Source organism: Azospirillum brasilense, from assembly GCF_007827815.1.
Lineage (GTDB): Bacteria > Pseudomonadota > Alphaproteobacteria > Azospirillales > Azospirillaceae > Azospirillum > Azospirillum brasilense_C.
Window position 1 is genome coordinate 1 of the sequence record NZ_VITH01000003.1, and the last position, 21,377, is coordinate 21,377.

Here is a 21,377-nt window from a genome sequence, read left to right on the forward strand (position 1 = left end):
CCTGGAAACCATCGCCCCCTTGCGCGATGATCTCGCCCTCACGTTGCCCGCTGCGACCACGTGAACCTTCCGGCCAGACACGCCGGTGACCAGATAAGCGCCCCGGCTCCTACACCACGCCTCGGGACACGACCCTTTCCCAGCAGCTACTGCAGCGATGGCGGCCGGGCGATCAACAATTTCGAACCCGACTGGCCGGACAGCCTCACCGGCTTCGCGCGGGAGGTCTACGACAATTACGACCGGTATCTGCGCCCCGCCGGCTACAAGCTGCGCGCCCAGATTTTGAGCTATCCCGGCGGCATGCCGGGCGACGTCGGCGTTTTCCTGCATTGGTGAGACCAGCAACGTCCGGACGCACCGACGCCCGGCCAAGGAATGGCCGGGCGCGGTCGTCGCCGAAACGATGGAGAGAGAACCCGTCCTTACGCGGTCGGGCTGGCCTTGGAGGCCGAGGAGATGGTGTTGTTGGCGACGTTCTGGCTGATGCTGTCGGCGATGGACACCGCCGAGCGGCCGTTGTTGTTGTTGAAGATGTTGTCGTGCACGTCGAGCGAGATCGACCCGGCGCCCTTCAGGTGCTCCATGATGCCGCCGTTGTTGTTGAAGATCTCGTTGCCGTAGATCTTGTAGGTGACGCTGGTGCCCTGGTTCTGGCCGACCGAGATGCCGACGTTGGCGTTGCCGTAGATCGTGTTGTCGTAGATCTCGGTGCTCGACTTGGCGAGGATGCCGGCGCCGCGCGGGTTGTCGTAGATCGTGTTGTCGTGGATCTTCAGCGTGCTGTTGGCCTGGCTGTGGTCGTGGTACAGGCCGTGCGACCGGCCGTCGCCGCCGCCGGCGCCGTTGTTGAAGATCGTGTTGCCGGCGATCTCGCCGCTCAGGATGCGGCCGTTCCAGCCCGAATACACACCGTCGGTCCGCCAGCCGTTGTCGCTGATGGTGTTATTGGTGAAGTACTGGTCGGCGTTGTCGGCCGAGTAATGCACGATGCCGTAGGCGCCGTTGCCGTCGATGGTGGAGCCGTCGATCCGCAGCCCGTGCGAGGTGCCGCTGATGACGACGCCCGAGCCGCGGTTGTCGACGATCTGCGAGTTGGTGACCTTCACGTTGTCGGCGCCGCCGTTGAGCAGCAGGCCAGCGTCGCCCGAACCCTTCATGGTCAGGCTGTCGAAGGTGATGTTGTCCTTGTTGTTCAGGCTGACGGCGTAGCTGGCGCCGCTGGACGCCTCGATCACCGGGTTGGCGCCGGTGCCGTAGGCGCCGTAGATGATCGGCTTGTCGGAGGTGCCGGAGGTCGAGGCCAGCAGGCTGTCGTGCCAGGTCTCGCCACGCTCGAACAGGACCAGCGAGCCCGGGGCGAAGGTGGTCGAGTTCACCTTGTCCAGCGACTTCCAGGCCTGGTTCGCGTCATGGCCGGAGTTGCTGTCGCTGCCGTTGGTCGCATCGACGTAGTAGATCTGCGAGGCCGGGGTGGACGGATAGTCCGACGTGCCGGAGGTCGGCGCCATGGGGGCGGCCGGCGCCGCGGCGGCGGTCGTCGCGAAGAATTCCTTGGGAGCGGCGACGGCCAGCGTGCCGTTCCACCACATGTTGGCCTGGCCCGGGACGACGTCCTTGCCGTCGAGCGCGCCCTTGTCATAGGTGACGGACGGGTCGGTCGGGGCCACCTTGTGGCCGTTGATGGAGATGGCGTTGACCGTCAGGTTGCGGTCCTGCCCATCGACGGCGCCGTCGTTGTCGTACTGGATCTGGATCTTGTGCGCCTGATCGGCGGTCACGTTGGCGTCGAAGGAGAAATCCTTGGCGTCGCCGCCCGCGGAGCCTTCGCCGATCACGGCGCCGTCCACCAGCAGCTTGAAATGGGGCGACACGCCGCCCGCGGCGGTGCCGGAGGCGTTCACGACGATCTTGGCGGTGGCGGCGGCAGCGGCCGTGGCGTCGACCAGCGCCAGAGGCTGTGCGGTGGTCTGGAGTGCCTGGAGATGGAGAATTGAGTCCGGCGTCGCGGCGGTGTCGGTGGTCACCGGGGTGATGCTGTCGACAACAGCCTGGAACGGATCGGCAGCAGAATCACCGACAAAACCGGTCGTGTCGGCGTGGTTCTGATGATCAAGCTCAATGGCCATATGTTCCATGGTCTTTCACTCTTTCCTTTTTTACAGCGCCACGTTTGTGGCGGTGAGCGGGAATGTGCGCGGATCGCGCCGTCCCGCTTGCTGTGCGCTCAATCGTTTTCGACAGGACCGGAGCCTAGCCAGCACCGTGTGGCCTTAAATGGTTCGATTTTAGGATAATTAGTTTTTGAAGTGCGCCAAATCAGTCACAGGAATTTCCCTAACGAAAGAGGTAGTTCCTCGAATTTAAGCGTTAGTACGAACGGGGTAACCCTTTCGACAAATTCTTGAAATTGCAGCGAACTACAAGAATTTAGCCGTCGATTTTCGATGGATTCTTGCACTGCACCCAATGATTGGGCTCGGTCGTCTTGTGACATTCCTGTTGAAGAAAGCTGGGATGCCACATACCATACGCCACACGGACAGTTTGCATAACAAACAATCCGTCTCGCCAGAAAATCCAAAAATGATGAGCCGTGCCGACGGAAGCCCGGCCACCCAAAAGGGAAGGAATGAGGCATGAAGGACGTACAGCGCCCGCGCTGCGCGCGGAAGACCCCTTTTGACTCCTTCGCTTTTAAAAGACCCCATGGAAGAACGCTCGCAAGCGGAACGGCCCTGGCCGGCGCGCTCGGCCTTTTGCTGATCCCGGCCGCGTCCCAGGCCGCCTGGGAGCCGACCAAGTCGGTCGAATTCGTCGTTCCGGCGGGAACCGGCGGCGGCGCCGACCAGATGGCGCGGATGATCCAGGGCATCATTCAGAAGAACAACCTGATGGGCCAGCCCATCGTCGTCATCAACAAGTCGGGCGGCGCCGGTGCGGAAGGCTTCCTCGACGTCAAGTCGTCGAACCGCAACCCGCACAAGATCATCATCACCCTGTCCAACCTGTTCACCACGCCCCTGGCAACCGGCGTTCCCTTCTCCTGGAAGGACATGACCCCGGTGGCGATGCTGGCGCTGGACAACTTCGTCCTGTGGGTGAACAGCGAGGCCCCGCAGAAATCGCCCAAGGAGTTCGTCGAGGCCGCCAAGGAGGGCGGCGCCAACCGCTTCAAGATGGGCGGCACCGGGTCCAAGCAGGAGGACCAGATCATCACCGCCGCCATCGAGCAGTCGGCGGGCGTCACCTTCACCTACGTCCCCTACAAGGGCGGCGGCGACGTCGCGGCCCAGCTCGTCGGCAACCACATCAACGCCAGCGTCAACAACCCGATCGAAGCGGTGTCGCAATGGCGGGCCGGCGCGCTGCGTCCGCTCTGCGTCTTCGACAAGGAGCGCATCCCGCTGAAGGAGCCGGTGGTCGACAACAAGTCGTGGAACAGCATCCCGACCTGCAAGGAATCCGGGCTCGACGTGGAATACACCATGCTCCGCGGCATCTTCATGGGACCGGGCGTCACGCCGGACCAGGTCGCCTATTATGTGGACCTCTTCAAGAAGGTCCGCGAGACGGAGGAGTGGAAGGACTTCATGGCTAAGGGGGCCTTCAACGTCAGCTTCAAGACGGGTGACGAGTTCAAGACCTGGCTGACCGCGGCGGAAACCCAGCACAAGACCCTGATGGACAAGGCGGGCTTCACCAAGCAATAGCCCTCCTCGTCCGACGCGCGGCCCCCGGGGCATCGCGCCCCGGGCGCCCTCCCCCACCGTTTGGGTTTCTTGTGGGAGTGAGCCATGGAGCATGGAACACAGAACAGTGATCCGGTCGTCTCGAACCGGACCATGGAGATCGTCGTCGCCGGGCTGTTCGCGCTCGTCGCCGTCGTGGTGATGGCCGACAGCGTCCGCGTCGGCAACGGCTGGGGGTCCGACGGACCGAAAGCCGGCTACTTCCCCTTCTATGTCGGCCTCATCATGCTGGTCAGCAGTCTGGCCACCCTGGCCGTCAACATCTGGCGCCACAGCGGCGAGCGCACCGCCTTCGTCGAGAAACACCAGCTCGCCCTGGTTCTCCAGGTGCTGGTTCCCAGCGTGGTCTTCGTGGTCCTGACCGCCTTCCTGGGCATCTATCTGTCGGCGGTGCTGTTCATCGCCTTCTTCATGCATTGGGTGGGCAAGTATCCGCTCAAGACGATCCTGCCCGTCTCAATCCTCGTGCCCGCGGGCCTCTTCGTGATGTTCGAGATCTGGTTCCTGGTACCGCTTCCCAAGGGACCGGTGGAGACGATGTTCGGCTACTGACCAGTCCAGTTTTTTAAAAGCCGGAGCGGCCGCGGGAACGGCCGCGCACACCGAAGCAGCGGCAGGCATCCGCGACGAACCAGCCCATGCGGCGGGGACGAACCCCGCCCTGCGCGCTCAAGACGCGACGCTTCCAAACGGAACGGGCGCGGATGCCGGAAAGGGAGGGAAACTTGGAAGCGCTCGGGTCACTCATACAGGGGTTCGGCGTGCTCGCCGACCCCATGAACATCGCCTACATGTTCATCGGCATCACGCTGGGCGTCCTGATCGGCGTGCTGCCGGGGCTGGGCGGGGCGAACGGGGTGGCGATCCTGCTGCCCCTGACCTTCAGCATGTCGCCGACCTCCGCCATCATCATGCTCTCCTGCATCTATTGGGGGGCGTTGTTCGGCGGGGCCATCACCTCGGTCCTGTTCAACATACCGGGCGAGCCCTGGTCGGTGGCGACCACCTTCGACGGCCACCCCATGGCGCAGAAGGGCCATGCGGGCGAGGCGCTTACGGCGGCCTTCACCTCGTCCTTCTTCGGGGCGTTCGTGGCGGTTCTGCTCATCACCTTCCTGGCCCCGGTGATCGCCGGCTTCGCCCTGCGCTTCGGCCCGGCGGAGTTCTTCGCGGTCCAGCTATTGACCTTCTGCAGTTTCGTCGGCATGGGCAGCGAATCCCCCTTCAAGGTGCTGTGCGCCATGATGCTGGGCTTCGCGCTGGCCGCGGTCGGGCTGGACAGCGTGACCGGCGAGCTGCGCATGACCTTCGGCTCGGTGGAGCTGCTGCGCGGCTTCGACTTCCTGATCGCGGTCATCGGCCTGTTCGGCATCGGCGAAATCCTCCTGACCATGGAGGAGGGGCTGGCCTTCAAGGGCAAGGCCGCGAAGATCAACGCCAAGGTCGTGTGGGAGACCTGGAAGAGCCTGCCCCGCTACTGGGTGACCGCCATCCGCGGCTCCATCGTCGGCTGCTGGATGGGCATCACGCCGGGCGGCGCCACCCCGGCCTCCTTCATGAGCTACGGCCTCGCCAAGCGCTTCTCCAAGAACCGCCAGAATTTCGGCAACGGCGAGATGGAGGGCGTGGTCGCCCCGGAAACCGCGGCCCACGCCGCCGGCACCAGCGCGCTGCTGCCCATGCTGACGCTGGGCATCCCCGGCTCGCCCACCGCGGCGGTGCTGCTGGGCGGCCTGCTGATCTGGGGTCTCCAGCCCGGCCCGCTGCTGTTCATCGAGCAGAAGGAGTTCGTCTGGGGCCTGATCGCCAGCATGTATCTGGGCAACATCGCCGGCCTGATCGTGGTGCTGACCACGGTGCCGGTCTTCGCCTCGATCCTGCGCATCCCCTTCAGCATCATCGCACCGGTCATCGTGGTGATCTGCGCGGTCGGCGCCTACACGGTGCACAACGCCTTCCTCGACATCGTCATGATGCTGGTGTTCGGCGTCGTCGGCTACGTCTTCAAGAAGCTGTCCTACCCGCTGGCCCCGCTGGTCCTGGCCCTGGTGCTGGGCGACATGGCGGAAAGCTCCTTCCGGCAGGCCATGCTGGTGTCGCAGGGCGATCTGGCGATCTTCTGGTCCAACCCGCTGGTCGGCAGCATCGTCACGCTGGCGCTGGTCATGCTGTTCTGGCCGGTGATCTCCGCCCTGCTGCGCAAGCGCCAGTCCCGGCAGGACGGTGGGACCCAGGTGATCCCTGTGAAATAGGTCATCCCGGTGAAATAGCTCCACCCACTCCCCCGCCGGCGTCCGGGACGGGACGACCGGCGGGGGGATTTCTTCTCACATCGGGGGGTTCGGGACGATGGACACGTCCGATTTCATGATCGCTCTGCTCCAGATCATCTGGATCGACATCCTGCTGAGCGGCGACAACGCGCTCGTCATCGCGCTGGCCTGCCGCTCGCTGCCGCCGAAACAACAGAAGATCGGCGTCTTCCTCGGCACCGGGGCGGCCATCGTGCTGCGCGTGCTGTTCGCCGTCATCATCGCCTATCTGCTGGCCATCCCGTACCTGAAGATCATCGGCGGGGCGCTGCTGTTCTGGATCGCCATCAAGCTGATGCTGCCCACCGAGGAGGAGGATCAGGCGGCGCATTCCGGCACCTCCGCCGGGCTGTGGGGGGTGGTCCGCACCATCGTGATCGCCGACGCGGTGATGAGCCTGGACAACGTCATCGCCATCGCCGCCGCCTCGCACGGCAACACGGTCCTGCTGATCCTCGGGCTCGCCATCAGCATCCCGCTGATCGTCTTCGGCAGCACGCTGATCCTGAAGGCGATCGAACGGCTGCCGGCCCTGGTCTATGCCGGCGCCGGACTGCTCGGCTACATCGCGGCGGAGGTCATCCTCACCGACCCGAGCATCCATTCCCACGTGACGGAGAGCCTGCCGGTGCTGACCGGGACGGCGCCCTTCGTCGCAGCGCTGGGGGTGATGACCGCCGGGTTCCTGATGGCCCGCAGCATCAATCGCCGCCGCGCCGTGGTGGAAACCGATCCCGCCTGAGGAGTCGTCAGCAGGAGGAGGGGCGACGGGGCTCGCGGCAGCGACCACCCCGCACCGCCCGGAAGCGGCTCGGCAAGGCCATGGCGCGCACGTCGCTGGTGATCTCGGAGATGAGGCCCGGATCGTTCCGCACAATCTCCGTCACCACGGCGGCCAACCCGGCCAGGGCGAACACGACGGCAAGACTCTCCAACATCGGGAACTCCGGGCTTTGGCCACACTTATGCTGCGTTGCAGCAGAGATGGCGCAAAGTCCGTTGGAGAGCAAGGGATAAGAAACATAGCATTTCGTATGCCAGATACGCAGCAGGAGCCGGACACAGGCTCCGCACCGCCAGTTCAGGGAGGAACGTCGAGATGCAAGCGAAGGACGTCATGACATCGCCGGTCATCACGGTGGCGCTGGACACCCCCGTGCCGGACATCGCCGAACTGCTTTTGACCCATCGGATCAGCGGCTTGCCGGTGGTGGACCAGGACGGCCGCGCGGTCGGCATCATCAGCGAGGGGGACCTCTTGCGCCGGGTGGAGACGGGGACTGACCGCCCGCGCGCCCGCTGGTTGGAGATGCTGGTGGGCCGCAACGTGCAGGCCGCCGACTTCCTGAAGACCCATGGGCGCTGCGCACGCGACGTCATGTCGCGCCCGGTCCAGGCCGTCTCGCCGGATACGGAGATCGCCGAGATCGCCGACCTGATGGAGAGCAAGCGGATCAAACGCGCCCCCGTCCTGGTCGACGGTCGCCCGGTCGGCATCATCAGCCGGGCCAACCTGCTGCACGGGCTTCTCCGCAACCGACGCGGCGGGACCGGCTTCGGCGCGTCCGGCGACGAGACGATCCGCACCGCCCTGCTGGAGGCGTTGGACGGACAGTCCTGGGTGGACCTCGATCGGATCAACATCGTCGTCAACGACGGGGTCGTGCAGCTCTGGGGCATGGTCGACAGCGAGGAGCAGCGCCGCGCCCTCCACACCGCGGCGAGCGGCGTGAGCGGCGTGAAGCGCGTGGAGGAGCATCTGAACCGGAACCGCTTCGTCGGGTGATCCCCCGGCCATCCGCCCCATCGAAGGAGCAGCCCGATGCCGCCACCCGAACTGTCCGTGCAGCCGCTGGATTCCGGCGCCACCTTCCGCAACCAGGTTTACCGACGGCTGAAGCAGGCCATCATCCAGATGGACATCTACGACCACCCCGGCGACGTCCGGCTGGACGAACGCCAGCTCAGCGGTCTGCTGGGCGTCAGCCGAACCCCGATCCGCGAAGCCCTGACCCTGCTGGAGCAGGAAGGTCTGGTGCGGCTGGAACCGCGGCGGGGAATCTACATCGTCCGCAAGACCAAGACCGAGATCATCGAGATGATCATCGCCTGGGCGGCGCTGGAGAGCATGGCGACCCGCCTCGCCGCCGAGCGCGCCACCGAGGAGGACATCGGCACGCTGTGGGACATCTTCCGCAGCTTTGAGGAGCAGGCACCCTCCGACAACATCCAGGAATATTCCGACGCCAACATCGAGTTCCACAAGGCGATCATCCGCCTCAGCCGGGCGCGCATCCTGGAAACGCTGACCGACAACCTGTTCATCCACATGCGGGCCATCCGCAAGCTGTCGATCCGGCAGGACAACCGGGCCGAACAGTCGATGCACGAGCACCGCGACATCATCCGGGCGCTGGAGCGGCGCGACGGCGAACTGGCCGAGCGGCTGGCGCGCGAACACACGCTCGGTCTGGCCGCCCATGTCGAGCGGCACGGCGACTTCCTCGACTGGCTGCGGCTGGCCGAGGTGCGGGGACCCGACATGAAAGCCGCCTTCAAGGACGGCCTGCCGCTGATGTAGCCGCTTAGCCCTCTCCCCTCCGGGGAGAGGGTGGCCCGGAGGGCCGGTGAGGGGGTTGCGCTTGTGCCGGACGCGCCGCCTGCGCAACCCCCTCACCCTAACCCTCTCCCCGGAGGGGAGAGGGGATTTACCTGTCCCTCACTTCATCGACGGGAAGGAGAACTGCGCGCCTTCGCGCACGCCGCCCGCCGGCCAGCGCTGGGTGATCGTCTTGCGCCGGGTGTAGAAGCGCACGCCGTCCGGCCCGTAGGCCGCCAGATCGCCGAACAGCGACCGCTTCCAGCCGCCGAAGCTGTGGTAGGACACCGGCACCGGCAGCGGCACGTTGACGCCGACCATGCCGACCTTGATCGCGTCGGTGAAATAACGCGCGGCCTCGCCGTCGCGGGTGAACAGGCAGGTGCCGTTGCCGTACTCGTGGGCGTCGATCAGGTCCATGCCCTCCTGCATCGTGTTCACGCGCACGACGCAGAGGACCGGACCGAAGATCTCTTCCCGGTAGACGCTCATGTCCGGCGTCACCCGGTCGAACAGGCAGCCGCCGAGAAAGAAGCCGCCCTCGTTCCCAGGCACCACCAGCCCGCGGCCGTCGACCACCAGTTCCGCCCCTTCGGCGACGCCTTGGTCGACAAAGCCCTTCACCTTCTCGAAATGGGCGCGGGTGACCAGCGGCCCCATGTCGCAACCGGTGCCGGTCCCCGCCCCGACCTTCAGGCCACGCACCTGCTCCGCCAGCATCGCCACCACGCGGTCGGCGGTCGCGTCGCCCACCGCGACGACCACGGAGATCGCCATGCAGCGCTCCCCGCAGGAGCCGTAGGCCGCCCCCATGATCGCGCTGACCGCGTTGTCGAGGTCGGCGTCGGGCATGACGATGGCGTGGTTCTTGGCCCCACCCAGCGCCTGCACCCGTTTCCCGTGGGCGGTGCCGGTGGCGTAGACGTATTCGGCGACCGGGGTGGAGCCGACGAAGCTGATCGCCTGGACGCGCGGGTCGGTCAGCAGCGTGTCCACCGCCTCCCTGTCGCCGTGGACGACGTTGAGCACGCCCGGCGGCAGCCCCGCCTCCTGCGCCAACTGGGCGACGAGCAGGGAGGCGCTGGGGTCGCGCTCCGACGGCTTCAGGATGAAGGCGTTGCCGCAGGCCACGGCGACTGGGAACATCCAGAGCGGCACCATGGCCGGGAAGTTGAAGGGCGTGATGCCCGCCACGACGCCCAGCGGCTGGAACTCCGACCAGCTGTCGATGCCCGGCCCGACATTCTTGGAATGCTCGCCCTTCAGCAGATCGGCGATGCCGCAGGCGTATTCGACATTCTCCATGCCGCGGCCCAACTCGCCGCGGGCGTCCTCCAGCGTCTTGCCGTGCTCCCGCGTGATCGCGGCGCAGATGCGGTCGGCGTTGTCCTCCAGCAGTTGGCGGAAGCGGAACATCACCCGCGCCCGCTTGCCCGGCGGCGTCGCCCGCCACGCCGGGAAGGCGGCCTCGGCCGAGGCGATGGCCGATTCCACGGTGGCGCGGCCGGCGAGCGGAACGCGGCCCACGGTCTCGCCGGTGGCCGGGTTCACGATGTCGGCGCTGCGGGTGTCGGCGGGGGCGTCGGCCGTGCCGCCGATGAGGTGCGGAACGAGGGTCATGGCGTTCCCATCCTCCTCAAGCGGTCGCCTGGATGGCGTCGGCAACGGCGTTCATCAGCCGGTCGAGATCCTCGCGCTCGCTGATGAAATGCGGGCCGAACTGCAGCGTGTCGCCGCCGAAGCGGACGTAGAAGCCCGCCTTCCAGCAGTGCATGGCGATCTCGTAGGGCCGGCGGGCCAGCTCGCCCGGCAGGGCCGCGATCTGCACCGCGCCGGCAAGCCCGTAGTTGCGGATGTCGGTGACGTGGCGAAGCCCCTTCAGCCCGTGCAGCACCGTCTCGAAATGCGGGGCGAGCGCCGCCGCCTTTTCGGCCAGCTTGTCCCGTTCGAACAGCTCCAGCGCGGCGAGGCCGGCGGCGCAGGCGACGGGGTGGGCGGAGTAGGTGTAGCCGTGCGGGAACTCGACCATGTAGTCGGCGCCGCCGTTGTCCATGAAGGTCCGGTAGATCTCACGGTTGGCGACCACCGCGCCCATCGGCACCGCGCCGTTGGTCAGGCCCTTGGCGACGTTCATGATGTCGGGGACCACGCCGAAGGCGTCGGCGCCGAAGGCCGTGCCCATGCGGCCGAAGCCGGTGATGACCTCGTCGAAGATCAGCAGGATGTTGTGCTTGTCGCACAGCGCGCGCAGCCGCTGCAGGTAGCCCTTGGGCGGCGGCAGCACGCCCGCCGATCCGGCCAGCGGCTCGACGATCACCGCGGCGATGTTGGAGGCGTCGTGCAGGGCGACCAGCTCCTCCAGCGCGTCGGCCAGTTCGGCGCCCTGCTCCGGCAGGCCCTTGGTGAAGGTGTTCTGGGGCAGCAGCGTGTGCGGCAGATGGTCGGCCTCGACGCCCGAGCCGAACAGCTTGCGGTTGCCACCGATGCCGCCCAGGCTGATGCCGCCGAAATTGACGCCGTGATAACCCTTGGACCGGCCGATCAGCTTGGTCTTGGCCGGCTGGCCCTTCAGCCGCCAATAGGCCCGCGCCATCTTCAGCGCCGTGTCGGTGGCCTCCGACCCGGAATTGACGAAGAACACATGGTCCAGCCCGGCCGGAGTCATCGAGGCCAGCTTGTGCGCCAGCTTGAAGGCGGCGGGATGGCCGAACTGGAAGGCCGGGCTGTAATCCAGTTCCCCGATCTGGCGAGCCACCGCCTCGCTGATTTCGCGGCGGCTGTGACCGGCGCCGCAGCACCACAGGCCGGACAGGCTGTCGTAGATCTTCCGCCCCTCGGCGTCCCAGTACCAGGCGCCCTCGGCGCGGGCGATCAGGCGCGGGTTCGCCTTGAACTCGCGGTTCGCCGTGAAGGGCATCCAGTGGGCGTCCAGCTCCTCGCGCGTCAGCCCGGCGGTCGGGGCGGTTCCGGCTTTCTGGCTCTCGTCCAACGGCGGCATCGGGCGGCACTCCTGCTGGCTGGGGTGGGCGTCGGGGATCGTCTCGGAAAACAGTGTGCGCGGAGGCTTGGTTGCGGTTAAATCCAAACCATTCAAACCTTACGCAAGCGTTGGCTTACCTATCCATGACCAAGCCCGCCCGCCCCCTGAGCGGCCTCAACGACGCCGACCTGCGCCTGCTGCGCGTTTTCACGACGGTGGTGGAGTGCGGCGGCTTCTCCGCGGCGGAGGTGGATTTGAACATCAGCCGCGCCGCCATCAGCCTGCACATGGCCGATCTGGAGCGCCGGCTGGGGCTGCGCCTGTGCCGGCGCGGGCGGGCGGGCTTCCTGCTGACCGATGAGGGGCGGATGGCCTACGAGGCGGCGCTGCGCCTGTTCGCCGGGCTGGAGAGCTTCCGCAGCGAGATCAACGCCGCGCACGGGCGGCTGCGCGGGGAATTGAACATCGGCATCACCGACAACCTTGTGACGATGCCGAAGATGCGGGTGACCGACGCCCTGCGCGGCCTGAAGCAGCAGGGGCCGGAGGTGCGGGTCAACATCCGCATGATCCCGCCCAACGAGATCGAGCGCGGCGTGCTGGACGGACGCCTGCACGTCGGCGTGGTGCCGGCGCGGCGCGCCTTGCCCGGCCTGGACCGCTATCCCCTCTACCAGGAGGAGTCACGCCTCTATTGCGGGCGCGGTCACCCGCTGTTCGACGCGGAGACGTTGCCCGACGCGGCGGTGGAGGCCGCCGACGCGGTGGCCCCGACCGAGGCGCAGCAGGTGCCGGAGGCGGCGGGGGTGCAGCGGGCGCTGACAACCACCGCCACCGCGACGGACCGCGAAGGCGTGGCATTCCTCATCCTGACCGGCTGCTACGTCGGATTCCTGCCCACCCATTACGCGCGGCAATGGGTCGAGCGCGGGGCGATGCGCGCCCTGCTGCCGGAGCGCTTCCACTACGCCCAGGAGTTCCAGGCGGTCACCAAGAAGGGCGCCCGGCCCAACCTCGTGCTGGAACGCTTCTTCGACCTGCTGCGGCGCACGGAGTGAGGGGAGGCCGGCCCGGCAAAAATCAGGGTGATTTCCATTGACGCCGGCCCGGTCGCGCCCCACCGTAATTGAGGGGAATACGAACAAAGAACGGATGGGGGAGGACGGCCATGGTGATGCTGACCGAACAGTTCGTCATCGACTATCTGCTGTTCGCCGCTGTCCTGCTCACCGTCACCTGCTCCCTGCTCGGCAGTTTCTTTCTCAGCGCGCTCAGCCGCCAGACGGGCGCCCTGTCCCGTCTGCTGATGTGGAGCGTCCCGGCGACCCTGCTCAGCACCGCCCTGTGGTCGCTGGCCATGCCGACCAATCAGGCGCTGGTGGTCGGAGTCGCCACCGCCGGGGCGACGCTCGTCGGGCAGCATCTCCTGCCCTTCGGCCCGGTCGGCCAAGCCGGCTCCTGGTCGTGGGAGGCGCTGCTGTTCCGCGGCCTGTCCTGGACCGGGCGCACCGCCCTGATGCTCGCCCCGGCCGTGTGGCTTGGCGGCATGCCGTCCTGGATCCTGTGGTTCGCCCTGGCCGGCCCGCTGAACGCCGCCATCTTCGCCCTCTGCCAGTTGCGCGGCACCAACCCGGCGCTGCGCCGGTCGGTCGAGCAGGGCGACGTTCTGTGGGGCGGCTCCCAGGGGGCGGTCCTGGGCGGCCTGCCGGCCTTCCTGATGCTGCTGTGACGGACCCCCGAAAAAATCGGGGATGAATCCACCGTACTCATACGAAAATGCAACGGGCGGGTCTTGCGTGGGCGGGACCACCGGGCCATCTGTGCGGGACTGGCTCCGGGCCCCTCTGGCGGTCCACATGGTACGGACCGCGATGTCGGAGCCCTTCACTTGAGCGGACGGCGCAGCCGTCCCCTTCTGGAGGGTCCGTATGACCGCGACTTCTTTCTCCTCTTTCCAGTACGGTTCCGCCTACGGCGAGACGGCGCATTTTGCGGCGCGCCAGCGTCTCGAATGGCTGGCGCGGATGATGGACAGCGCCATCCGCGTGCCGGGCACCAACATCACCTTCGGCGCCGACGCGGTGCTGGGTCTGGTTCCCGGCTTCGGCAACCTCGCCACCACCGCGGTGTCCGGCTATCTCATCCGCGAGGCCTGGCGGCTCGGCGTGCCGCGCGGCAAGCTGCTGCGCATGGTCGGCAACGTGGCGATGGACAGCCTGATCAGCGCCGTCCCGGTCGCCGGCAACATCGCCGACGTGTTCTGGAAGGCCAACCGCAAGAACATGGCGATCCTGGCCGAGCATCTGGACGGCCATCCACCGCACGGCGATCGGACGCACCGTCGCCGCCGCTCGGCGCCCTACACCATCGACGGCGAGTGGCGCCGGACACGGTAACGGGACGCGTCACTCCCCACCGAACCTGATGCGGTGGTTCTCCAGCATCAGCTCGTCCAGCCGGCGGCCGGCGGTGAAGCCCGCCTGCCCCGGCGGGACCGGTGTGCCGGCGGGCAGCCGCGGGCAAGGCTCGGCGGCGCCAATCACCTGAACCACCGGGTAGCGGGCGGTGTAGATGGGCAGGTCCATGTCCTCACCCTCGTCGGACAGGCCCTTGCCCCGGACCTTGGCGCTCGCCTCCTCGATTTCCATCCCGACCACCATGGTCGCCTTGATCTCCTGCGCCGTGCTGGCCCGCAGCTCGGCGCTCCGCCCCGGATAGAAGCGGTCGACCATGGCGTCGAGCGCGCGGGCCTTGGCGTCGGCCTCCTCGACGATGCGCGCGGTGCCGAAACACATGGCCGACCGGTAATCGGCCGAATGGTTGAACCCGCTGCGCGCCAGCACGAGGCTGTCGAGATGCGTCACGGTCAGGCAGACCGGCAGGCCGTCGCGTTGCGCCCGCAGCATCCGGCTGGCCGCGGAACCGTGCCAATAGAGATGCTCGCCCTCCCTCCAGAAGGCCGTGGGCGTGCAGTAGGGCTGCCCATCGATCACGTAGGCGATGTGCGCGATCATCGCACCGTCGAGGATGGCGTGGACCGACTCCCGGTCGTAGCGCCCCCGCTCGTGCAAGCGCTTGACCCGGTTGCGGTCGGTGACGGGATAGCTTTCGGACGGAACGGCCTCGGACATCGCGGAACTCGCTTCGCGGCGGTGGACAACGGCGCCATTAGAGCCTAGCCATTGGTCCGGCGTGAGAGCCAATTCCGACCTTGTCGACTGGACCAATCCGATGCCCGCCGATCTGTCCGACCTGATGCTTGTCCCCATCGACCGGACGCGCGGGGAGCCGCTGCTGCGGCAGGTCTACGGCGCGCTGCGCCGGGCCATCCTGTCCGGTGCCCTGCCGCCCGGCGGGAAGCTGCCACCAACCCGCGCGCTCGCCGAACGGCTCGGCGTCGCCCGCAACACGGTGGTCGCCGCCTATGAGCAGTTGCTGGCCGAAGGCTTCATCGAGGGGCGCGTCGGAGCGGGCAGCTTCGTGTCCGGTGACCTGCCGGACGGGCTGGACCTCCCGCCGCCGGAACCGCCCCGCCGCGCGCCCTCGCCGCCGCAATCGCCCACCCCCTTCGGCACCCTTCCCTTCAGCACGGGGCGCTGCGCGCTCGACGAGCGCAGCCTGCGGATCTGGCGCAGCCTGACCCTGCGGCATTTGCAGCGTCCCGACCCGGAGATGCTCGGCTACGGCGAGCCCGGTGGACCGCCGGCGCTGCGGGAGGCCATTGCCCGCTATCTTCAGAGCGCGCGAGCGGTGCGCTGCGAGCCGGAGCAGGTGGTGATCACCGCCGGCGCCCAGCAGGCCATCGATCTCGTGCTGCGGGTGCTGCTGCGCCCCGGCGACCCGGTGTGGCTGGAGGACCCCTGCTATCCCGCGGTGCGCGCCGCGCTGGAGGCGGCAGGGGCGCGCGTCGTGCCGGTGCCCGTCGATGGGCAGGGCATGACGGTGGCGGCGGGCGTCGCCGTGGCCCCGGATGCCCGGCTGGCCTATGTCACCCCCTCCTCCCATTACCCTCTGGGCATGGTGCTGTCGATGGCGCGGCGGATGGAGCTTCTGGCCTGGGCGCGCACGGCCGGCGCCTGGGTGCTGGAGGACGATTACGACAGCGAGTTCCGCTACGCGGGCCGTCCGCTCGCCTCGCTCCAGGGGATCGACGGCGGCGGACGGGTCATCTATGTCGGCACCTTCAGCAAGGTCCTCTTCCCCGGCCTGCGGCTCGGCTACGCCGTGCTGCCGCCCGAACTGCTCGACCCCGTGCTCGCCATGCGCCGCCTGACCGACTGGCACCCGGCGACGCTTTACACCGGCGTGGTGACCGACTTCCTGGAAGAGGGGCATTTCGGCCCGCATCTGCGCCGCATGCGCCAGCGCTACATGGCGGCGCGCGACGCATTGGCCGAGGCCATCGGCGCGCACCTCTCCCCCTGGATGGAGGCGGAGGTGCCGGAGCAGGGCATGAAGCTGATCGCCCGGCTGCGCCCTGGCCTGTCGGACCGCGCCGTGGAGGCGGTGGCTGACCGGTGTGGCATCGCCGTCCGCCCGGTCAGCCCGATGCACATCGCCGCCCCGCCCCTGCAGGCGTTGATGCTGGGCTTCACCGGCCACGGGCCGGGCGCCCTTCGCCACGCCGCCCGGGAACTCGGGGCAGCGTTGACGGCTGCGCGATTAGACGTCTAATCCTCATTGTTGGGCGCAAAAGAGTTAATCTGAAAAAGCCTGTTCCCACCAATGCGCCTTGAGGCGCCGCGCCCCTTGGCTTTCTCCGGCTGCGCGGCGATCCCGGCCCCATGGGGTAGCCCCGATACTCCCTTTTCGGACCGCTCCCCTCCGGTCGTTCGGCGCGCCCTACCCCCGATACCCTGTGCAAGGCAGGCCCCAACCTTGCGACGATCAAGCTGCATGCCTGTTGAGGGGTGGCGCCGGTCCTTCGCCGTTTCGCGGCGTCTTTTGCCGGCGTCCAGTCCATTCGAATACGGAGATATTTCTTACAATGTGCGGCATCAGCGGGGAAATCCGCTTCGATTCTCGCCCGGCCTCCGCGTCCGCGGTCGGCTCGATGACCGAAGCCCTGGCGTTGCGCGGCCCCGACGGGCAAGGCGTCTTCGCCCATGGCCGGATGGCCTTCGGCCACCGGCGGCTGAGCATCATCGACCTGTCCGAAGCGGCGCAGCAGCCGATGACCGACCCCGAGCTGGGCCTTGGCATCGTCTTCAACGGCTGCATCTACAATTACCCGGAACTGCGGGCGGAGCTGGAGGCCAAGGGCTACCGCTTCTTCTCGCACGGCGACACCGAAGTCCTGCTGAAAGCCTATCACGCCTGGGGCCGCCGCTTCGTCGAGCGGCTCTACGGCATGTTCGCCTTCGCCATCTGGGAGCGCGACAGCGGACGCGTCACGCTGGGTCGCGACCGGCTGGGCATCAAGCCGCTCTACCTGTCCGAAACGGCGGGGCGGCTGCGCTTCGCCTCCACCCTGCCCGCCCTGCTGGCCGGCGGCGACATCGACACCGCGATCGACCCGGTGGGGCTCTACCAGTATATGAGCTTCCACGCCGTCGTGCCGGCGCCGGGGACCATCCTGAAGGGCGTGCGCAAGCTGCCGCCAGCCACCCTGCTGACGCTGGAGCCGGACGGGCGCCGCATCGAGGAAACCTATTGGGAGCCGGTCTTCGGCCCGCAGCCCGGCGACGAACGGATGTCGGAGGGCGACTGGCAGGACGCCGTCCTGTCCACGCTGCGCAAGGCGGTGGAGCGGCGTCTGGTCGCCGACGTGCCGGTCGGCGTGCTGCTGTCGGGCGGGCTGGACAGCTCGGTCATCGTCGCCCTGCTGGCGGAGGCCGGCCAGACCGGCCTGCAGACCTTCTCCATCGGCTTCGAGACGGTGGGCCAGGAGAAGGGCGACGAGTTCCAGTATTCCGACCTGATCGCCCAGCGCTTCCAGACCGACCACCACAAACTGTTCATCGACAGCAACCGCGCCCTGCCCGCCCTCCAGGACTGCGTGCGGGCGATGTCGGAGCCGATGGTCAGCCATGACGCCATCGGTTTCTTCCTGCTGTCGCAGGAGGTCGCCAAGCATGTGAAGGTGGTGCAGAGCGGCCAGGGCGCCGACGAGATCTTCGCGGGCTACCACTGGTACCCGCCGATGATGGGGGCGACCGATCCGCTGTCCACCTACGCCAAGGTGTTCTTCGACCGCAACCGCGCGGAGATGGCCGAGGCGCTGAACCCGCAATATCTGGCCGACGAGGACGCGGCGAGCGCCTTCGTCGCCGCCCATTTCGCCCGGCCCGGCGCCGACCGTCCGGTGGACAAGGCGCTGCGCCTCGACACCACGGTCATGCTGGTCGACGACCCGGTGAAACGGGTCGACAACATGACCATGGCCTGGGGGCTGGAGGGGCGCGTCCCCTTCCTCGACCACGATCTGGTCGAACTGGCCGCCCGCGTCCCGCCGGAGCTGAAGGTGCGCGACGGCGGCAAATACGTGCTGAAGGAGGCGGCGCGCAAGGTGGTCCCCTCCGAGGTCATCGACCGGCCCAAGGGCTATTTCCCCGTTCCGGCGCTGAAGTACCTGCGCGGTCCCTACTTGGAGCTGGTGCGCGACGTGCTGAACCAGCCCGCCGCGCGGGAGCGCGCGTTGTTCCAGCCGGCCTATCTCGACCGGCTGTTCAGCGATCCGGAAACCCACATCACGCCGCTTCGCGGTTCGAAGCTCTGGCAGGCCGCCCTGCTGGAGTTCTGGCTGCAAACCCACGGGATCTGAACACCGCATGATGACGATGCAGAATCGCACCCAGACGCCTTTCCGGATCGAACGCGCCCTGGTCTCCGCCCTGATGGACGAGGACTCGCCGCGCCCGAACCGCCGGACAGGGGCGGGGCATCCCGGAGCGGAAAAGGGGCCGACGCCGCGCGCGGTGGTGAATTGCGGCTGGGGCCGCCTGCTGTTCGCCAACACCTTTCCCGACGTCGGCGAGCTGATCGCGGCGATGCGCCAGGAGGGGCCGGGCCGGCGCGACATCGCGCTGTATCTGGAGGACCCCCACGTGGCGTTGGCCCAGGCGCCGACCGAGCTGTTCCTCGACCCCTCCCACACCTACCGCCTGCGGCTGGCCGGCTTCCGGCCCGGCGGCGAGACGCGCGGCTTTTCCATCGAAAGGCTGCGTGGCCGCCAGGACGTCGATGCCGTGAACCGCATCTACGGCGCCCGCGGCATGGTCACCATGGACCCGGAATTCTGCTGGTCGGAGCGTGACAGCCGCGTGCTGACCCACCTGATCGCCACCGATCCGGTCAGCGGCGCGGTCATCGGCTCGGTCACCGGGGTGGACCATGCCCGCGCCTTCAAGGACCCGCAGAACGGCTCCTCCCTGTGGTGTCTGGCGGTCGATCCGCAGGCGGCCTATCCCGGCATCGGCGAGGCGCTGGTCCGCGCGCTGGCCGAGCATTTCAAGGAGCGCGGGCGCAGCTTCATGGACCTGTCGGTCCTGCACGACAACGCCAACGCCATCGCGCTCTATGAGAAGCTGGGCTTCCGGCGTGTGCCGGTCTTCGCGCTGAAAACCAAGAACCCGATCAACGAGAAGCTGTTCGCCGGCCCGGCGGTGGAGGCCAGCCTCAACCCCTACGCCATGATCATCATCAACGAGGCCCGGCGCCGCGGCATCGGGGTGGAGGTGGTGGACGCGGAGTCCAACCTGTTCCGCCTCAGCTTCGGCGGGCGCAGCATCCTGTGCCGCGAAAGCCTCAGCGAGCTGACCTCGGCGGTGGCTCTGTTCCGTTGCGACGACAAGGCGGTGACCCGTCGCACGCTGCTGCGGGCCGGTCTGTCCGTGCCGGACCAGATGACCGCGGACGGCATGGACGACAACGCCGCCTTCCTGGAGCGCCACGGCAGCGTTGTGGTGAAGCCCGCCCGCGGCGAGCAGGGCCAGGGCATCACCGTGGATGTGCGCGACGCGGAGACTCTGGCCTGGGCAGTGGGAAAGGCAAAGAAGATCTGCGAAACGGTCCTGCTGGAGCAGTTCGTGCAGGGCCAGGACGTGCGCATCCTGGTCATCGACTACCGTGTCGTCGCCGCCGCGGTGCGCCGCCCGGCGGAGATCGTCGGCACCGGCGAGCGGACGATTTCACAGCTGATCGAGGCGCAGAGTCGCCGCCGCGCCGCCGCAACCGGCGGGGAAAGCCGCATCCCGATGGACGAGGAAACGGAACGTTGCGTGCGTGACGCCGGTTTCACCATGGACTCGGTCCTTCCGGAAGGGCAGACGCTGGCGGTTCGCAAGACGGCCAACCTGCACACGGGCGGCACGCTGCACGACATCACCGACCGCCTGCATCACCGCGTGGTGGAAGCGGCGGTGGAAGCGGCGCGCGCGCTCGACATTCCGGTGGTCGGCCTGGATCTGCTGATCCCCGACCTGATGGGGTCCGATTACGCGATCATCGAGGCGAACGAGCGGCCCGGCCTTGCCAACCACGAACCGCAGCCGACCGCCGAACGCTTCCTTGATCTTCTCTTCCCTTACTCCGCGGTCGATCCGCGGGCGTGACGTTCAGGAGGTGGTATGGAGCAGGCAGCCTTGACGCGGGCCGGAATCGTCCGGCCGGTCATCGACATGGACTATCTGACGGGCCTTCTCCGCCGCCTGCTGGAGATCCCGAGCCCGACCGGATACACCGACCAGATCGTGCATTTCTGCGGCGACGAACTGCACCGTCTGGGCATCCCCTTCGAGCTGACCCGGCGCGGGGCGATCCGCGCCGATCTGGCGGGGCGGCAGTACAGCCCCGACCGCGCCGTGGTCGCCCATCTCGACACGCTGGGCGCCCAGGTGAAGATGCTGAAGCCGAACGGCCGGCTGGAGGTCGTGCCCATCGGCACCTGGTCGGCGCGCTTCGCCGAGGGAGCGCGCTGCACCGTCTACACCGACAAGGGCAGCTACCGCGGCACCATTCTGCCGCTGAAGGCGTCCGGCCACACCTTCAATGAGGAGATCGACACCCAGCCGGTGGCCTGGACCAACCTGGAGATCCGGGTGGATGCCCGTTGCGAGACTCTGGCGGAACTGCAGTTCCACGGCTTCAACGTCGGCGACTTCGTGGCCATCGACCCGCAGGCGGAATTCGACGCCAGCGGCTTCATCAACTCCCGCCATCTCGACGACAAGGCGGGGGTGGCGGTGATCTTCGCCGCCGCCAAGGCGGTGCTGGACGCCAAGCTGCCGTTGCCGGTGGACTGCCACCTGCTGCTGACCATCTCGGAGGAGGTTGGCTCCGGCGCCTCGTCGGTGTTGCACAAGGATGTGGCGGAGATGGTCACCATCGACAACGGCACCACCGCCATGGGCCAGAACAGCCGCGAGTTCGGCGTGACCGTCGCCATGGCCGACAGCACCGGCCCCTTCGACTATCACCTGACGCACAAGCTGCTGTCGCTGTGCCAACAGCACGAGATCGAGCACCAGCGCGACGTCTTCCGCTATTACCGCTGCGACAGCGCCGCCGCCATCGAGGCCGGCAACGACATCCGCACGGCGCTGGTCTGCTTCGGCATCGACAGCTCCCACGGCTACGAGCGCATCCACGCGGACTCGCTGCGCTCGCTGGCCGAGCTGATCGCGCTCTACATGCAGAGCGATGTCGCGATCCCGCGCGACCGCGTCGGCATGGGTCCGATGGGCGCCTTCCCCTGGCAGCCCACCGCACCGGCAAAGGTCGAGGAGTAAGGCTGC

19 protein-coding genes are annotated in these 21,377 nt (G+C 67.7%); 14 read left to right on the forward strand and 5 right to left on the reverse strand.

Annotated elements, in window-relative coordinates; translation table 11 throughout:
• Positions 1-60: 60 nt before the first annotated feature.
• Positions 61-339: a hypothetical protein gene (locus tag FBZ83_RS06820; RefSeq protein WP_247888181.1), complete on the forward strand. Its 279-nt coding sequence runs from the start codon at positions 61-63 to the stop codon at positions 337-339.
• An 86-nt stretch (positions 340-425) separates the two neighbouring features.
• Here the strand turns inward: FBZ83_RS06820 and FBZ83_RS06825 are convergent, their stop codons facing one another.
• Positions 426-2,138, reverse strand: coding sequence for a right-handed parallel beta-helix repeat-containing protein (locus FBZ83_RS06825; RefSeq protein WP_145681696.1), 1,713 nt, complete (start codon positions 2,136-2,138; stop codon positions 426-428).
• A 621-nt stretch (positions 2,139-2,759) separates the two neighbouring features.
• Here FBZ83_RS06825 and FBZ83_RS06835 point away from each other — a divergent pair.
• The 4 genes from FBZ83_RS06835 (at position 2,760) to FBZ83_RS06855 (ending at position 6,806) form a co-directional block, all read left to right on the forward strand.
• Positions 2,760-3,713, forward strand: a complete 954-nt coding sequence (locus tag FBZ83_RS06835; RefSeq protein WP_247888182.1) for a Bug family tripartite tricarboxylate transporter substrate binding protein — start codon at positions 2,760-2,762, stop codon at positions 3,711-3,713.
• 84 nt (positions 3,714-3,797) lie between these two features.
• On the forward strand, positions 3,798-4,304 hold the full coding sequence (locus tag FBZ83_RS06840) for a tripartite tricarboxylate transporter TctB family protein (RefSeq protein ID WP_145681714.1): 507 nt from the start codon (positions 3,798-3,800) through the stop codon (positions 4,302-4,304).
• Positions 4,305-4,513: 209 nt separating this feature from the next.
• On the forward strand, positions 4,514-6,004 hold the full coding sequence (locus FBZ83_RS06850; protein WP_247888183.1) for a tripartite tricarboxylate transporter permease: 1,491 nt from the start codon (positions 4,514-4,516) through the stop codon (positions 6,002-6,004).
• A gap of 97 nt (positions 6,005-6,101) precedes the next feature.
• Positions 6,102-6,806, forward strand: coding sequence for a TerC family protein (locus FBZ83_RS06855; protein WP_145681720.1), 705 nt, complete (start codon positions 6,102-6,104; stop codon positions 6,804-6,806).
• Positions 6,807-6,813: 7 nt separating this feature from the next.
• Here FBZ83_RS06855 and FBZ83_RS06860 read toward each other — a convergent pair whose 3' ends face one another.
• Positions 6,814-7,002, reverse strand: a complete 189-nt coding sequence (locus FBZ83_RS06860) for a hypothetical protein (protein WP_145681722.1) — start codon at positions 7,000-7,002, stop codon at positions 6,814-6,816.
• 161 nt (positions 7,003-7,163) lie between these two features.
• On the opposite strand from FBZ83_RS06860, the gene FBZ83_RS06865 reads away from it, so the two are divergent.
• Positions 7,164-7,850 carry a CBS domain-containing protein gene (locus FBZ83_RS06865; protein WP_145681724.1) on the forward strand — a complete coding sequence of 229 codons (687 nt, stop codon included), beginning with the start codon at positions 7,164-7,166 and terminating at the stop codon, positions 7,848-7,850.
• A gap of 36 nt (positions 7,851-7,886) precedes the next feature.
• The gene (locus FBZ83_RS06870; RefSeq protein WP_145681726.1) at positions 7,887-8,645 is read left to right on the forward strand and encodes a GntR family transcriptional regulator; all 759 of its coding nucleotides are present in this window, start codon (positions 7,887-7,889) and stop codon (positions 8,643-8,645) included.
• 138 nt (positions 8,646-8,783) lie between these two features.
• On the opposite strand, the gene FBZ83_RS06875 is transcribed toward FBZ83_RS06870, so the two are convergent.
• Both FBZ83_RS06875 and FBZ83_RS06880 read right to left on the reverse strand, forming a co-directional pair.
• A complete protein-coding gene (locus FBZ83_RS06875; protein ID WP_145681728.1) occupies positions 8,784-10,283 on the reverse strand; it encodes a CoA-acylating methylmalonate-semialdehyde dehydrogenase in 1,500 nt (499 codons plus the stop codon).
• A gap of 16 nt (positions 10,284-10,299) precedes the next feature.
• Entirely contained in the window at positions 10,300-11,661 is a 1,362-nt protein-coding gene (locus tag FBZ83_RS06880) for an aspartate aminotransferase family protein (protein ID WP_145681730.1), read from the reverse strand.
• A 125-nt stretch (positions 11,662-11,786) separates the two neighbouring features.
• Here FBZ83_RS06880 and FBZ83_RS06885 point away from each other — a divergent pair, with 125 nt between their 5' ends.
• The 3 genes from FBZ83_RS06885 to FBZ83_RS06895 all read left to right on the forward strand — a co-directional run bounded on the left by FBZ83_RS06885 (position 11,787) and on the right by FBZ83_RS06895 (position 14,039).
• Entirely contained in the window at positions 11,787-12,701 is a 915-nt protein-coding gene (locus FBZ83_RS06885) for a LysR family transcriptional regulator (RefSeq protein ID WP_145681732.1), read from the forward strand.
• A gap of 110 nt (positions 12,702-12,811) precedes the next feature.
• Positions 12,812-13,372 (forward strand): hypothetical protein, encoded by a 561-nt coding sequence (locus FBZ83_RS06890; RefSeq protein WP_145681734.1) that lies wholly within the window; start codon positions 12,812-12,814, stop codon positions 13,370-13,372.
• Positions 13,373-13,571: 199 nt separating this feature from the next.
• Entirely contained in the window at positions 13,572-14,039 is a 468-nt protein-coding gene (locus tag FBZ83_RS06895) for a DUF4112 domain-containing protein (protein ID WP_145681736.1), read from the forward strand.
• A gap of 9 nt (positions 14,040-14,048) precedes the next feature.
• Here FBZ83_RS06895 and FBZ83_RS06900 read toward each other — a convergent pair whose 3' ends face one another.
• The gene (locus FBZ83_RS06900) at positions 14,049-14,774 is read right to left on the reverse strand and encodes a pyridoxamine 5'-phosphate oxidase family protein (protein WP_145681737.1); all 726 of its coding nucleotides are present in this window, start codon (positions 14,772-14,774) and stop codon (positions 14,049-14,051) included.
• A gap of 100 nt (positions 14,775-14,874) precedes the next feature.
• On the opposite strand from FBZ83_RS06900, the gene FBZ83_RS06905 reads away from it, so the two are divergent.
• The 4 genes from FBZ83_RS06905 to FBZ83_RS06920 all read left to right on the forward strand — a co-directional run bounded on the left by FBZ83_RS06905 (position 14,875) and on the right by FBZ83_RS06920 (position 21,371).
• Complete coding sequence (locus tag FBZ83_RS06905) at positions 14,875-16,317, forward strand: PLP-dependent aminotransferase family protein (protein ID WP_145681739.1); 1,443 nt, start codon at positions 14,875-14,877, stop codon at positions 16,315-16,317.
• A 313-nt stretch (positions 16,318-16,630) separates the two neighbouring features.
• Positions 16,631-18,406: an N-acetylglutaminylglutamine amidotransferase gene (locus tag FBZ83_RS06910; RefSeq protein ID WP_145681740.1), complete on the forward strand. Its 1,776-nt coding sequence runs from the start codon at positions 16,631-16,633 to the stop codon at positions 18,404-18,406.
• A 10-nt stretch (positions 18,407-18,416) separates the two neighbouring features.
• Positions 18,417-20,195, forward strand: a complete 1,779-nt coding sequence (gene ngg / locus FBZ83_RS06915) for an N-acetylglutaminylglutamine synthetase (protein ID WP_348982500.1) — start codon at positions 18,417-18,419, stop codon at positions 20,193-20,195.
• A gap of 15 nt (positions 20,196-20,210) precedes the next feature.
• Positions 20,211-21,371, forward strand: a complete 1,161-nt coding sequence (locus FBZ83_RS06920) for an osmoprotectant NAGGN system M42 family peptidase (RefSeq protein ID WP_186465996.1) — start codon at positions 20,211-20,213, stop codon at positions 21,369-21,371.
• The last annotated feature ends 6 nt before the right edge of the window (positions 21,372-21,377 follow it).